Here is a 14,033-nt window from a genome sequence, read left to right as displayed (position 1 = left end):
AATTAAAAAGTGGTGAAATCGTTGTTTAAAATCTTGCTGATTGAAGATGATGAAACTTTGTTCCATGAAATAAAGGACAGGTTAACTCAATGGGCATATGATGTGTACGGTATCCAGGATTTTAGTAAAGTCATTCAAGAATTCACAACGATAAAGCCTGATCTGGTCGTGATTGATATTCAATTACCGAAATTTGATGGTTTTCATTGGTGTCGAATGATTCGATCCCACTCTAACGTCCCGATCATCTTTTTATCATCGCGGGATCACCCTACGGATATAGTGATGTCAATGCAGCTTGGAGCGGATGATTTTATCCAAAAACCGTTTCATTTTGATGTACTGATTGCAAAATTACAGGCGACACTTCGCCGTGTATACAATTACAATACAGAACCTGTTTCCCTGAAAACATGGCGTGGAGCGACGGTCGATTATGAAAAAAATGTAGTAGCCAATGAGGCTGGCTCCATCGAATTAACCAAGAACGAAATTTATATATTAAAGCTGCTGATTGAACAAAAGAATAAAATTGTCTCTCGGGAGGAATTAATTAAAAGCCTCTGGGATGATGAACGTTTTGTCAGCGACAATACCCTGACCGTCAACTTGAACCGCCTGCGTAAAAAATTGGACGAGCTGGATTTGGGCCGTTTCATTGAAACGAAAGTGGGGCAAGGCTACATGGCTACAGAAGAGGCACCTGCCTATGATTAAAAAATATCTGAGGGAAAGGTTGAGCTGGATTCTACTGTTTGTGTGTCAGCAATTCCTGATCCTGTTCATCGCTTATGTGGATGCAGCAATTCCATTAATGCCGATCCTTTATATCGTCTTCTTATCTATGATGATTTTCTTGGTTTTTTTAATCATTCGCTATCTCAAGGAAACTAAATTCTATACCACATTAGAAGAATGGGAGAGCCCTCTAGAACTAACGGGTATAGGCGAACCGGAGAGTCCGTTTGAGCAAATCATTGAACAAAAAATCGCTGACCAGACCGAACGGTTACAACAGATCATCTCGCAAAATCAACTGACACTTGAACATGAAAAAGATGAACTACTATCCTGGATTCATGAGGTAAAAACACCTTTAACCACCATGCATTTGATGATTGAGCGGTTGGACGACAAGTCCCTAAAAGCTCAGTTAACCTATGAATGGCTACGAATTCACTTACTGCTGGATCAACAGCTCCATCACAAACGCATATCTTTTATTGAAAATGATCTATATGTCGAGCAAGTGGATTTAAAATCTCTGGTTTTTAAAGAAATCAAAGCATTACAGTCATGGTGCATCCAAAAAGGGATCGGTTTTGACATCCAACTTGAGCAAATGGAAGTGCTAAGTGATGCCAAATGGCTGGCTTTTATCATCAGACAGCTCTTAACCAATGCCATCAAATATAGCGATGCCAGCGATATTATCATTCACAGCTATGAACAAAGGGATCGAATACAGCTTGAGGTCCAAGACTTTGGGCGCGGTATTGATCCGAAGGATATACCTCGTATTTTCGAGAAAGGTTTTACATCCACAACCCAACATTCTGATCATACTTCAACGGGCATGGGGTTATATTTAACGAAAAAGGCAGCGCAGTCCCTGCTCATACATATAGATGTGCACTCCAAACCGAACATGGGTACTACCTTCACTTTAATTTTCCCCAAACGAAATGATTTCGTAAGTATGATGAGCATGTGACAGAGATGTCACATGCTTTTATATACTGTTCGCCCAATCAAAGGAAAATCATCGGCACGATTTTTATAATAAGGCTACAAGAACAATAAGGAGTGCATCGAAGTGAATATTTTAGAAGCCCATAAGATTCACAAAAGCTATGGTAATAAGCTAAATATGCAGGAGGTTTTGAAGGGAATAGATATCGTTATTGAAGAAGGTGAATTTGTCAGTATTATGGGAGCCTCCGGTTCAGGTAAAACCACACTGCTAAATGTCCTCTCCTCCATTGATAAAGTGAGCCACGGTTCCATTAAGATCAATGATATTGAAATGACGAAAATGAAAGAAAAGCAACTGGCTGAATTCCGCAAAAAGCATTTAGGCTTTATTTTTCAGGAGTATAATCTGCTGGATACGCTCACCGTGAAGGAAAACATCCTCTTGCCTCTATCTATCACCAAAACGCCTAAAAAAGAGGCTAACCGAAGATTTCAGGAAGTCGCTACAGAACTGGGGATTTATGAGCTCAAGGACAAATACCCCAATGAAATCTCGGGCGGGCAGAAACAGCGTACATCTGCGGCTAGAGCGTTTATTCATGAGCCTACTATTATTTTTGCCGATGAACCTACGGGTGCGCTTGATTCGAAGTCGGCATCCGATTTATTAAACAAGCTGGGTCAGCTGAACCAAAAGCGCAAGGCAACCATTATTATGGTCACGCACGATCCGGTTGCAGCCAGCCATTGCAGCCGCGTTATTTTTATCAAGGATGGGCAAATGTACACGCAGCTTCATAAAGGCGTGCAGGAGAGACAAAGCTTCTTCCAGGATATCATGAAAACCCAAGCGGTCTTAGGCGGGGTTCAACATGAACATTAATCTACTCATTCTAAAAAATCTGAAAAAAAACCTGAGCAATTATTATCTCTATGTTTTTGCTCTCATTTTCAGTGTTGCACTCTATTTCTCCTTCGTCACATTACAGTACGATCCCTCCATGGACGAAGTGAAGGGTTCTGTTAAAGGTGCAGCCTCCATACGGGCAGCTTCTGTTTTACTGGTCGCTATCGTCTGCATTTTCCTTATGTATGCTAATAATATTTTTATAAAAAGACGCAGTAAAGAAATTGGCTTATTTCAATTGATCGGAATGACTAAAAACAAAATTTTTCGCATTCTAAGTGCTGAAAACTTAATTTTATACTTCGGTTCGCTTTTCATCGGAATTGGGGTTGGATTCTCCTTTTCCAAACTAGTGATCATGATCTTATTTAAGACAACGGGTGTCGAAGCCATTGCCACTCTATATTTCTCTAACCAAGCACTGACTCAAACACTCATCGTTTTTGTTGTCATCTACTTGCTGATCATGGTCATGAATTATTCTTTTATCAAAAGACAAAGTATTTTGTCTTTGTTCCGAGTGACCTCAACCACCGAAGGGAAAATCAAGAAAATAACGATCTTTGAGATGATCATCGGGATCGTTGGCATCTCGCTTATCGCCTTAGGTTACTATGTTTCCTCCAGATTATTTGGTGGAGATTTTACATCCTTAAATGAACTATTTATGGCGATGGTGTTTATTTTGGGCTCTGTCATCATCGGGACATTTCTTTTTTATAAAGGATCCATCCGCTTTATTTCCAATATCATCAGAAAAAGCAAAGGCGGATATTTAAACATCCATGAGGTGCTGTCCCTCTCATCCATTATGTTCCGCATGAAATCCAATGCTTTGTTGTTAACCATTATTACGACAGTATCGGCACTTGCTATCGGTTTACTATCCTTAAGCTATATCGCCTATTATTCTGCGGATCAAGCAGCTGAGGACAATGTACCTTCCCATTTTGCCATGACGAATGTGCCGGATGCGGAGAAATTCAAAGCGTTACTTCATGAACATGATATAAAGTATCGTGAAAAGAAAATTGAAGTCATTCAAGTCAGTGTGAAGACAGCGCAAATTATGGAGACTCCTATGGAACCATTAAATGATGGTACGGATTCCATGACACTGCCTGTCATTAGCGACCAATCTGTGGAGGGTACGGATGTATCTCCAGGCCAAACGGTTTTAACGGGCTATAATGATATGTTACAGAAATTCATGTCCTTGAAAGACTTTGGACCCTTGGATTTGAAGGGAAAAACAGAAGTCATACCTCAACAATATGTGGGTCTAAAAAAGGATTATGTAATTCCTTACTATTTTGCAGCCGGGGGATTACCCACTGCCCTTGTAGACGAAACCATCTTTGAGCGGTTAAAGAAAGATGTAAATCCAGAGATTCAAAAGAAGTCATCCTTGTATATTGGAATTGATATACTTAATGGAGCACAGATTGAAGAAGCTGATCGCCTCTTTGCAGCTGCGAATTTTAATGATCAACAATCATCCCGCCTTGAAATGAGCAGCAATCAGAAGAGAAATATGGGAGTGATCATGTTTGTCGTTGGCTTTTTGGGACTGACCTTTCTCATTACATCAGGCTGTATCCTTTATTTTAAGCAGATGGACGAGAGCGAAGACGAAAAGGCCAATTATACTGTATTGAGAAAGTTAGGCTTCACCCAAAGTGACCTGCTGCGAGGCATTAAAATAAAACAACTCTTTAACTTCGGCATTCCGTTAGTGATCGGCCTATCACACAGCTATTTCGCCGTCCAATCCGGCTGGTTCTTGTTTGGAACCGAAGTTTGGATGCCTATGATCATCGTAATGGTACTATACACTGCCCTATATTCCATTTTTGGAGTTCTATCCATTCTGTATTATAAAAAGGTCATTAAAGCAGCTTTATAATCAGTCATACGCCCAAAAGTCTCTGGCAAAAAAGTGCCAGGGGCTTTTCCAAATATTTGAGCATTTTCGTTCCTGCGTGTACAATAAAATAACTATCATCGTAGCCCCAAAGGGGGAGAGCATATTTTATTATTACTCATCAATGGCATCGGCATTATAGCGAATATTATACTCGGTTCCTCTGTAGGGGTGGCTATTATCGTAGGAATCGTCTTTTTCCTGATTGGCTTCCCTGAGTTTAAAAAATCGCCCAAACTCACGAAAAAGGCTAAAAAAGATATCACTTATATTATGTCAACATTATTAACGCTTGTGATATTCGTAGTTATCGTTTCTTGGAATATTCATACTTCAGGTGACCTGTTTCTTGAAGGTCCGCTAACACCGCAGATGAAGCTTCATTGGGGGCAAAAGGTATTGATATTGGGGTTGGTAGAAGGTCTATGGGCTGTCATCAGTCTAAAATGGCTGTTGCCCATCTTTTTTGATCCGCTGGATCTCAGTAAGAAGCAAATCCTTGTTTTAGTGAGCGGGATTGCACTTAGTATGATTTCAGGCATCTATGCGATGCTTGAAGCAAGTTAAAAAGTCTCGCCCTTCTCTGTTAAGGAACAGGAAGAGCGAGACTTTGTTATTGATGGCTTCCCTCTAGAGAGGCTCGTGTGAATGCTTAGCGCAAAGGCTCAAATCCCTCTGTTTGCTTCAGAATCTGCTCAATTTCCGCGCAGGTCTCCGGTTGCAGCGTCACCTCGACTGCTTTCACATTTTCTTCGATTTGTGCCGGTTTGGTAGCCCCAATCAGTGCAGCGCTGATCCCCGGTTCTCTCAGAATCCAGGCAAGCGCGAGTTGTGACAGGGTGACACCCAAATCCTTTGCCAGCTTGTCCAGTTCCTGAACGCAGTTGAGAACGGTATCGTTCATGTAACTGCTGATGACATTATTGACAGAGGCATCAGCCCCGCGACTCCCCATCGGTATAGGTTGTCCCGGTTTGTATTTACCCGTGAGGATGCCTTGGGCTAGAGGTGAAAATACAATTTGGCCGATGCCTACCTGCCCGGATACGGGAAGGACCTCATGCTCGATATAACGCTCGAACATATTATAGATCGGCTGATTGGCAATCAGCGGCCGCAGATTCAGCCTTTTTCCGATACCATAGGCATCCGTGAGCTGGGCGGCACTCCATTCACTGACCGCAGCATACAAGATCTTGCCTTGAGCCTGAAGATCATCTAGCGCCCGCAGTGTCTCTTCCAACGGAGTATCTGGATCATAACGATGGCAGAAGTACATGTCGATATAATCCGTGCCGAGCCGCTTCAAACTCGCCTCACATTGCTCCATAATATGCTTGCGTGACAGCCCTCTGTCATTGGGACCGGAATCCATAGGAAAGAATACCTTAGTAGAAAGCACATAGCTATCTCTCCGATAAGGCTTCAATGCGGCTCCCATAGCCTTCTCGCCTTCTCCACGGTTATACGCGTTCGCGGTATCAAAGAAATTAATCCCAAGTTCAAAGGCCTTGGCAATACAGGTATGAGCTGCTTCCTGTTCGGCGGCCGTACCGTACGTTAACCAGCTCCCCAGTCCGATTTCACTAATTTTAAGACCGCTGTTGCCTACATTTCTATATCTCATATCTACTCCTTCTTTCATAAGAAGCTTGCATTTTTATATATCTTAACATGTAAACCCTTACATTAAAACAAATAATAAAGTACTCGTGGAGTTACATGAAGGACATCTACCACCCTACTTGTTAGGGTAGTAGATGCTTATTGTCTCATCATCTCAAATTATATCTATATGCTTCCTCCAGGGAAAAGCGCATCATATGCAGGACAAGGCAGTTTGTCGAGAAACTCCTGAAGCTGCTTGGGCTTATTTTTGTAAATATCCTTTAAGGACGTTCCGTTATAAATATTACCGATGACTACAGGATGGCATAGTTCACAGATTAGGATGTCCCCGTTCCCGTGCAGATGAAGCTGCTTCTTACCGTCAACACAGTTGGAAAAGTATACCCCCGGTTGCTCCTTGAAGCCCAGCGCCTCAGCAAAACGGTCCATACAGGTAAAATACAACACAGTATCGTCTTTTTTATGCGCAATCAGGTCATGAACGGAACGGACAAGTGCTTCCTTGGTGGAGATCGCGTTCCAATTCGTATGATCCATCACGATGCTGTTTTGGATTTCATGGATGCGTACACCGAGTTCGTAAACCTTTTCACTGATCGCTGGCATGTTGTTCTGCGTCTCTTCAAATAACAATGTCTCCAGCACCGTTTCCAGCTTGGCTTCGGTGCACAAACGGATATTTTGAACGATTTTCTCATACATACGAGGGTGAACATGATAATAGGCTGCATATTTATCGGCATCCGTGAAGTTAAAGGAGATATGAATATTGGAAAGTCCTGCGTCACGCAGTTTCTCAATTCGTTCAGGGCTGAGCAAGCTCGCATTGGTATTAAGCTGGGTTGCAATTCCCTTGCTCGAACAGTGAGCCACGATGTCCAGACAATCGTCATACTTTAAGGTGACTTCGCCCCCGGAAAGTCGCACACGTTTTAACGTTGGAATGTCATCAATAATACCTATGACCTCTTTGCTGCTGATGCATTGTCCGTCGTTCCGCTGATATGCGCAGCAGTAATCACACTTGAAGTTGCAATTAGAGGTGACCCCTACTTCCAGTCCCTCCAGCTCGTAGATGCCCGGCTTTTCCAGTTCAAGTGCTTTATATTTGTTCTCTATACTCAATTTCTTATAATCCTCCCGATCTCAGGCTTGTGTCTTGAATTCCCTTGAGATTATACAGAATGAGAGGGGTTTGTAGATATGACATTGGTAACGGTGAAAATGGAGTTCCGACATTTTCACCTCAAATCATTCGTCTGTTGACGAGAAATGGGTACATTAATACTGGTTACTAGCAACTGGAATGGTTTTTTATAAAATACCAGTTTTCAATATTTACATCCCCACTACAATTGTGATCAATATGTGAACTGGGCATAGTTCTCATTTCCATATCCATACTGAATATATCTGTTGGTAATGGAGGCGGAAGATCGTGAACAAAAGGATGAATCTGCTTATGTTCAGCGGCGATTATGATAAAGCAATGGCTGGACTGATTTTGGCCAATACAGCTCGGGAGTTGGATGTCGAGGTTACAATGTTTTTTGCATTCTGGGGATTATCATTGGTTCGTGATCCCGATAAAATGACGCTTGAGGACAAGACCATTTACGAGAAACTTATGGATTTGATGACTCCTAAAGGACCTGAGGCCTTACCGCTGTCCCATATGAATTTTAGCGGTCTGGGCAAGCTGATGCTGACGGAAATGCTGGAAGATAATGAGGCACCGAAGCTGATCCATTTCCTGAAGGGAGCCCGGAAGAAAAACGTCAAATTCTATGCCTGCAAGCTATCGGTGGATATTATGGGTTTTAAACCGGAAGAATTCATCCCTGAACTGGAAATTATCGAGGCCAAAACGTATCTAAAAGACGCCCTCGAGTCGGACATGCAGCTTTTTATCTAATATATACTTATGCCTTATCCTGCTATTGGATGAGGCTTTTTAATTTGACTAAATGATGACATTCGCCTAATTATTTTAACCTATCCTCGCCTACCTACGTACCCTAAGAAGACAGAACGACTTGGGAGGCGCCGTATGCTCATGGCTCGAATCGGAAGTAGTAACTGTAGGTATCAGCCTTCTAACGAGGCTCATTTCCAAAAGTATCGCGAAAATACAATCGGTTATCACCAGACCTTTGAATCTCCATATGGGCTTAAAAAGCTGATTTATGCGGATTGGGCAGCCAGCGGTCGTCTGTATGGACCCATCGAGTCGAAAATAGCTAATGAATTAGGTCCATTTGTGGCGAACACGCATACGGAGTCTAATTTGACAGGTACTCTGATGACCCAAGCCTATGAAAAAGCAAAACAAATCATTAAGAACCACGTTCATGCCAACGAACATGATATCATTCTATTCGCCGGGTCTGGGATGACAGGTGCGGTGAATAAGCTTCAGCGACTATTAGGATTAAAAATAAATGAAAAATTAAAGCCCCTTTACCCCATCGCCGAAAAAGACCGCCCCGTTATTTTTGTTACACACATGGAGCATCATTCCAATCATATTTCCTGGGCAGAAACCATTGGAGACGTTGTGTGTCTCCCTCCGGGCCCCGGAGGAATGGTCGATCCAGCTCATCTCGAACGACTGCTGCATCAATTTCGGCATCGCCCGATCAAGATTGGCGCTTTTACCGCCTGCTCCAATGTTACAGGGTTCGAAGTGCCAATTCACCAACTATCCCGCAAAATGCATGAACATGGTGGCGTATGTTTCGTTGATTTTTCGGCAAGCGCACCTTATGCGGAGATCGACATGCATCCTACAGATCCCCTTGAGAAACTGGACGGGATTGTATTTTCTCCTCACAAATTTCTTGGTGGCCCCGGCACAAGCGGCGTTCTCATTATGGATTCGCGGCTGTGTCTCCATTGTGCTCCCGACCAGCCCGGAGGCGGCACGGTAAGTTGGACCAATCCTTGGGGTGGATACGAGTATAAAGATAGTATTGAGGCCCGCGAGGATGGAGGCACTCCTCCTTTTCTACAGGCTGTTCGAACCGCGCTCTGTATTCAGTTGAAGGAACAAATGGGATACAACCGCATGTGGGAGCGTAAAAAGGAGCTGACCTCATTATTGCTAAAAGGCTTGAGCATCATACCAGGTCTACACATTTTGGGAGGGAGCAGCCAAGATCGGCTGGGAATCGTTTCTTTCGTTGTTGGTCATATTCACTATAACCTGATTGTAAAACTACTCAATGATCGATTTGGCATTCAGGCCCGGGGCGGCTGTTCATGTGCAGGCCCCTATGGACATTATTTGCTGGGCATCGACCAGCAAGCATCTAAGCAAATGACAGACCTGATTCATGCGGGAAACTTATCTCGAAAGCCGGGCTGGGTGCGTCTGTCGCTTCATCCCATGATGACCAATCAGGAAGTCTCCTATATTGTCTCTTCCATACGGGCTATCGTGGAAAACATAACAACCTGGCAAAAAGATTATACCTATCAACCGGAATCGAACGAGTGGCGATCTATGAATGAACATAACAAAATGGACATCAGCAAATGGTTCAACTTTAGCAATTAAGAGACTCTTGTCCGTTTCCTTCTTTCAAAATACTCATAAGCTACACTGTAAGATTACTATATGAGGAAAGAAGGGGCGACAATGGGTCTCAATTTTCGCAACAGCACCAATGCGGCTATCTTTGTAGTTTTTGCCTATCCGGACTTCAGCTGTACTCCTGTTAACTACTCCAAAGCAGGCTGGTATCGCGTGAACCCCGGTCAAACTATTCAAGTATGGAGCGGCTTCGCCGGAGGTAATACGTTTTTCTATTACGCCGAGGATGATTTTGGACGTACATGGCAGGGTTCATACTTCACTCAAGTTCCTGAGAATGCCTTTGATTGGTGCTGGGATACAGGCTGTACCACTTGTAGAAGCGTGGGACTGCGGAGAATTGCGATTAGCCCGTTCGTCTTGAACTATACTATCGACTTTATAAGAAGCAGCAGTCAAAGAAAACCTGCCTCAACCACACTCCGCATGACGCTGCCTTCCAAAGCAATCCAAGAGAAACCTATCTTGCGCAGAGTTCCTGCCAAACCTAAGAGATTACAACAAGGGAAAACTCAATTACAGAAACGCATCACTCATAAAAAACGGACAAAATAAAGAATGATCTGAACCCACCTATACAGACGTTTAGAGCCCATACAGATTATTTAGAACCAAAAAAGGAGCGACCTCCTTACACGGTCTGCTCCTTTCTCTTTTCTCTATGCCGAGGGATCGGCTTATTTGCTCTCAGATTCCCACTTGGATATCTCTTCACGCACCCGTGGCGCTACCTCTGTTCCCAACAACTCAATAGCTCTCATGACATCATCATGCGGCATCGTGCCGACGGGCACGTGCAACAGAAAACGTGTAATGCCTACCTGTTTACGGAGATGAATGATTTTCTTGGCAACCGTATCGGGATCACCTACATACAATGCTCCTTCAAAGCTGCGCGCGGCATCGAAGCTGGAACGAGTATAAGGACCCCAACCACGTTCACGCCCAAGCACATTCATGCTCTGCTGAGTGGAAGGGAAAAACTTTTCCGCTGCAAGCTCGGTGGTCTCCGCGATAAAACCATGCGAGTGGGATGCAACTGGAAGCAGCGATGCATCATGACCTGCGTGCTTAGCTGCCTTTTTGTACAACTCCACCAATGGTGCAAACTGCATAGGGCTGCCCCCAATAATGGCAAGCACCAACGGCAATCCAAGCAAGCCCGCACGAACCACAGATTCCTGATTACCTCCACTCCCGATCCATACAGGCAAAGGATTTTGCACCGGACGCGGATACACGCCTAAATTGTTGATCGCAGGCCGATGTCCGCCTTTCCAGGTCACTTTCTCAGACTCCCGTATTTTCAAAAGAAGTTCCAGTTTTTCATCAAACAACTCATCGTAGTTATCCAGGTCATATCCAAACAACGGGAACGATTCGATAAAGGAACCTCGACCTGCCATAATTTCAGCTCGTCCGTTCGAAATACCGTCCAGCGTAGCAAAGTCCTGAAACACACGCACTGGATCATCCGATGAAAGCACCGTAACCGCACTGGTTAGGCGAATTCGTTGGGTCTGTGCCGCAGCAGCAGCCAGTATAACAGCCGGAGCAGATGCCGCATAATCTTTACGATGATGCTCTCCCACGCCGTACACATCCAGTCCTACTTGATCAGCAAGTACAATTTCCTCGACCACTTCACGTATCCGTTGTGCGTGACTGATAACCTCACCGGTTTGGGGATCCGGTGTTGTTTCTACAAACGTACTTATACCTATCTCCACTTGTCTTACCCCCTATTGTATGTTTCATTTTTCATTCGGTTGCTCTCGAAGCAATCATTTTAAAAACCGATATCTTTATATTGAACCTTTTTTATATCTTTTTCAAGCTCTCCTTTTCTGAGTTTGAAAATCAGGCGAGAGAAGTGCCGAGATCTGCGCAGGAAAAGCAGTCTCTTTGTCGAATTATGGTATGGAGTAAATAAGATTTCCATCCCCACACCATGAAAACAACAAGGAGGCGCATACATTTATGGCTTTTGTTATTAATAATTTAAAGGATAACAGCAATGTTGCCATCACTGACCAATTAGGTGGATTTACGGTACTGGAATACATAACAGATTTGAGTTGCACCTCGGTTGCGGCTGCGAAAGACAATTACTATATGAGCAAAAGTAACATGCGCCGCAAGCAGCTCATGATCGAAATCAATAATAGTGAGATTATGATGAGGGCAGGTGCCATGCAATATACTGTAGGTAGCATGGAAATGACTACCGGTGTAAAAGGCGTGGGAGGCTTAATGCGAAACTTGGTATCCGGTGCTGTAACAGGGACAGGTGCCATTAAGCCGCACTATAAAGGCACGGGAACCATCATGCTGGAGCCTACCTATCAATATATTTGGCTTATTGATGTCGATAATGATGACATTGCCATCGAAGACGGATTGTTTTTAGCTTGCGACACCACACTGGACATATCCGTCGTTGCACGTAGTAATCTTTCCTCTGCTGCACTGGGCGGAGAAGGGTTGTTTAATTTAAGCGCCCGTGGAAAAGGAGTGCTGGCACTTCAAGCGCCGATCCCTTCTGATGAAGCGGTCGTTATAGAATTGCAAAATGATGTGCTTAAGGTGGATGGCAACTTTGCCCTTATGTGGTCCAACACCCTACAGTTTACCGTCGAAAAATCGGGAAAAACCAAAATGGGCTCAGCCGCTTCCGGCGAAGGGCTGGTTAATGTATACAGGGGAACAGGAACCGTGTGGCTGGCACCACTATGACATCTATATGGGCATGAGCATTGGAAGCCCAATGATGCCCAATGCTAATAAAAAAGGAGAAGCCCTCGGCTTCTCCTTTTTTAATCCTCATGGAACTGAACAGTTTCTCTGCTATATACTTTAATTCTTTTTAACAAACTCCGATTTTAGCTTCATTGCTCCAAAACCATCAATTTTGCAATCAATATCATGATCGCCTTCCACCAGACGGATGTTTTTTACTTTGGTGCCAATTTTCAAGACGGAAGAGCTTCCCTTCACTTTAAGGTCTTTGATGACAGTTACAGAGTCACCATCCTTCAGAATGTTACCATTCGCATCTTTGACGACTTTTACGTCTTCACTGCTTTCAGTTTCTGACTCGGCAGACCACTCATGGGCGCATTCCGGGCAAATGAACAGACTACGGTCCTCATAAGTGTACTCTGAATTACACTCAGGACAATTTGGCAAATTAGACATGGTATTATGTACTCCATTCATTTTTATTTCTATTCCAAGCTACCTTGGAGTTCCCTACAAGTATATTGGATAATCAGTCGCGGTTCCAGTTATGAATGTAACTAAAACAGATGCTAACCTTCCTAGGCAGCACCCGTTTTGTACGACACGTTTATTATGCTTGGATTTGCTTGACCAGTTCACTAATTCCTTGCTTAAGCGGCGTCAGGGGACGCTTCAACAGCTTCTCAAAATCGTTGCTTACAACATCCAAAGCTCCTTCACGAATCGCTTGTTGAATGCCTACCACAATCGGGATGGCACCTTCCGGTACTCCCGCACCGAGCATGATCTCGGCATACGCAGCATCGTCTACCTGCTGTACAGGAACGTCCTTACCCAGGACCTCAGCAAGTATCGCTGCCAGCTCTTCTTGGGTAATCGGCTTACCAGAGAGCTCGTAGATTGTATTCTCATGTCCTTCGCCAGACAACACGGCTGCAGCCGCTTGCGCGTAATCAGCGCGGGCAGCCCAACCTACTCTACCGGACCCTGCTGAGGTTAACCATGGAGCTCCCGCGAGTACGGATTGGATCGTGCCTGCTTCATTCTCAAGATACCAATTATTACGCAAGAAGGAGTAAGGAATACCTGACTCACGAATGAACTCCTCCGTAATACGATGTACAGGTGCAAGGAATAGAGTGCTGTCAGCGGCATTGGCCGCACTGGTATACGCGATGAAGCCTACTCCCGCACGCACAGCAGCATCAACAGCCGCTTTATGCTGACGAATTCTAGTATCATTATCCCCGTCTGCGGATATAATCAACAATCGATCTACACCAGCAAATGCCTGATCCAGCGTTTCTGGCTTGTCAAAATCGCCATAACGAACGTCAACGCCTCGATTACGTAACCCCTCTGCTTTTTCCGGATTTCTTACGCTAACAATAAGGTCTTTTGCCGGGACGGATGCAAGCAATGTATCTACCACAATGGAACCCAGTTGCCCCGTTGCTCCTGTTAATGCAATTTTCATACGAAATCCTCCATTCAGATTTTATTTACTTTTATATAGTAACTAAAAATATGATACATGTCTA

14 protein-coding genes are annotated in these 14,033 nt (G+C 43.9%); 9 read left to right on the top strand and 5 right to left on the bottom strand.

Annotated elements, in window-relative coordinates; all coding sequences use genetic code 11:
* Positions 1 to 21: 21 nt before the first annotated feature.
* The 5 genes from KSP24_RS03930 to KSP24_RS03910 all read left to right on the top strand — a co-directional run bounded on the left by KSP24_RS03930 (position 22) and on the right by KSP24_RS03910 (position 5,093).
* Positions 22 to 717 carry a response regulator transcription factor gene (locus KSP24_RS03930; RefSeq protein ID WP_058711924.1) on the top strand — a complete coding sequence of 232 codons (696 nt, stop codon included), beginning with the start codon at positions 22 to 24 and terminating at the stop codon, positions 715 to 717.
* Positions 710 to 1,714 (top strand): sensor histidine kinase, encoded by a 1,005-nt coding sequence (locus tag KSP24_RS03925; protein WP_216974522.1) that lies wholly within the window; start codon positions 710 to 712, stop codon positions 1,712 to 1,714. Before KSP24_RS03930 ends, KSP24_RS03925 begins: the two co-directional genes overlap by 8 nt.
* 102 nt (positions 1,715 to 1,816) lie before the next feature.
* Positions 1,817 to 2,578, top strand: coding sequence for an ABC transporter ATP-binding protein (locus tag KSP24_RS03920; protein ID WP_013373800.1), 762 nt, complete (start codon positions 1,817 to 1,819; stop codon positions 2,576 to 2,578).
* On the top strand, positions 2,568 to 4,508 hold the full coding sequence (locus KSP24_RS03915) for an ABC transporter permease (protein ID WP_216974521.1): 1,941 nt from the start codon (positions 2,568 to 2,570) through the stop codon (positions 4,506 to 4,508). The genes KSP24_RS03920 and KSP24_RS03915 overlap by 11 nt, the downstream gene beginning before the upstream one ends.
* A 189-nt stretch (positions 4,509 to 4,697) precedes the next feature.
* Complete coding sequence (locus KSP24_RS03910; RefSeq protein ID WP_013373802.1) at positions 4,698 to 5,093, top strand: hypothetical protein; 396 nt, start codon at positions 4,698 to 4,700, stop codon at positions 5,091 to 5,093.
* A gap of 85 nt (positions 5,094 to 5,178) precedes the next feature.
* On the opposite strand, the gene KSP24_RS03905 is transcribed toward KSP24_RS03910, so the two are convergent.
* A complete protein-coding gene (locus KSP24_RS03905) occupies positions 5,179 to 6,153 on the bottom strand; it encodes an aldo/keto reductase family protein (RefSeq protein ID WP_216974520.1) in 975 nt (324 codons plus the stop codon).
* Positions 6,154 to 6,317: 164 nt separating this feature from the next.
* Positions 6,318 to 7,280: a radical SAM protein gene (locus KSP24_RS03900; RefSeq protein ID WP_025675717.1), complete on the bottom strand. Its 963-nt coding sequence runs from the start codon at positions 7,278 to 7,280 to the stop codon at positions 6,318 to 6,320.
* Positions 7,281 to 7,593: 313 nt separating this feature from the next.
* Between KSP24_RS03900 and KSP24_RS03895 the strand changes: the two genes are divergently transcribed.
* The 3 genes from KSP24_RS03895 to KSP24_RS03885 all read left to right on the top strand — a co-directional run bounded on the left by KSP24_RS03895 (position 7,594) and on the right by KSP24_RS03885 (position 10,305).
* Positions 7,594 to 8,070, top strand: a complete 477-nt coding sequence (locus tag KSP24_RS03895; RefSeq protein WP_013373806.1) for a DsrE/DsrF/DrsH-like family protein — start codon at positions 7,594 to 7,596, stop codon at positions 8,068 to 8,070.
* A gap of 135 nt (positions 8,071 to 8,205) precedes the next feature.
* Positions 8,206 to 9,714, top strand: a complete 1,509-nt coding sequence (locus KSP24_RS03890; protein ID WP_216974519.1) for an aminotransferase class V-fold PLP-dependent enzyme — start codon at positions 8,206 to 8,208, stop codon at positions 9,712 to 9,714.
* An 81-nt stretch (positions 9,715 to 9,795) separates the two neighbouring features.
* The gene (locus tag KSP24_RS03885) at positions 9,796 to 10,305 is read left to right on the top strand and encodes a DUF1036 domain-containing protein (protein ID WP_216974518.1); all 510 of its coding nucleotides are present in this window, start codon (positions 9,796 to 9,798) and stop codon (positions 10,303 to 10,305) included.
* Between the two features lie 122 nt (positions 10,306 to 10,427).
* Here KSP24_RS03885 and KSP24_RS03880 read toward each other — a convergent pair whose 3' ends face one another.
* Positions 10,428 to 11,480, bottom strand: a complete 1,053-nt coding sequence (locus KSP24_RS03880) for an LLM class flavin-dependent oxidoreductase (RefSeq protein WP_058830946.1) — start codon at positions 11,478 to 11,480, stop codon at positions 10,428 to 10,430.
* Positions 11,481 to 11,730: 250 nt separating this feature from the next.
* Between KSP24_RS03880 and KSP24_RS03875 the strand changes: the two genes are divergently transcribed.
* A complete protein-coding gene (locus tag KSP24_RS03875; RefSeq protein ID WP_016822536.1) occupies positions 11,731 to 12,486 on the top strand; it encodes an AIM24 family protein in 756 nt (251 codons plus the stop codon).
* Between the two features lie 120 nt (positions 12,487 to 12,606).
* Here the strand turns inward: KSP24_RS03875 and KSP24_RS03870 are convergent, their stop codons facing one another.
* Both KSP24_RS03870 and KSP24_RS03865 read right to left on the bottom strand, forming a co-directional pair.
* Positions 12,607 to 12,948 (bottom strand): zinc ribbon domain-containing protein YjdM, encoded by a 342-nt coding sequence (locus KSP24_RS03870; protein WP_013373813.1) that lies wholly within the window; start codon positions 12,946 to 12,948, stop codon positions 12,607 to 12,609.
* A 154-nt stretch (positions 12,949 to 13,102) separates the two neighbouring features.
* Positions 13,103 to 13,969, bottom strand: coding sequence for an SDR family oxidoreductase (locus KSP24_RS03865; RefSeq protein ID WP_025678114.1), 867 nt, complete (start codon positions 13,967 to 13,969; stop codon positions 13,103 to 13,105).
* Positions 13,970 to 14,033: the final 64 nt, after the last annotated feature.

Origin of the sequence: Paenibacillus sp. AK121, from assembly GCF_019042715.1 — a bacterium.
Lineage (GTDB): Bacteria > Bacillota > Bacilli > Paenibacillales > Paenibacillaceae > Paenibacillus > Paenibacillus polymyxa_C.
Note: the sequence above shows the minus strand (reverse complement) of the source record. Positions and strands in the feature narration are given on the sequence as shown.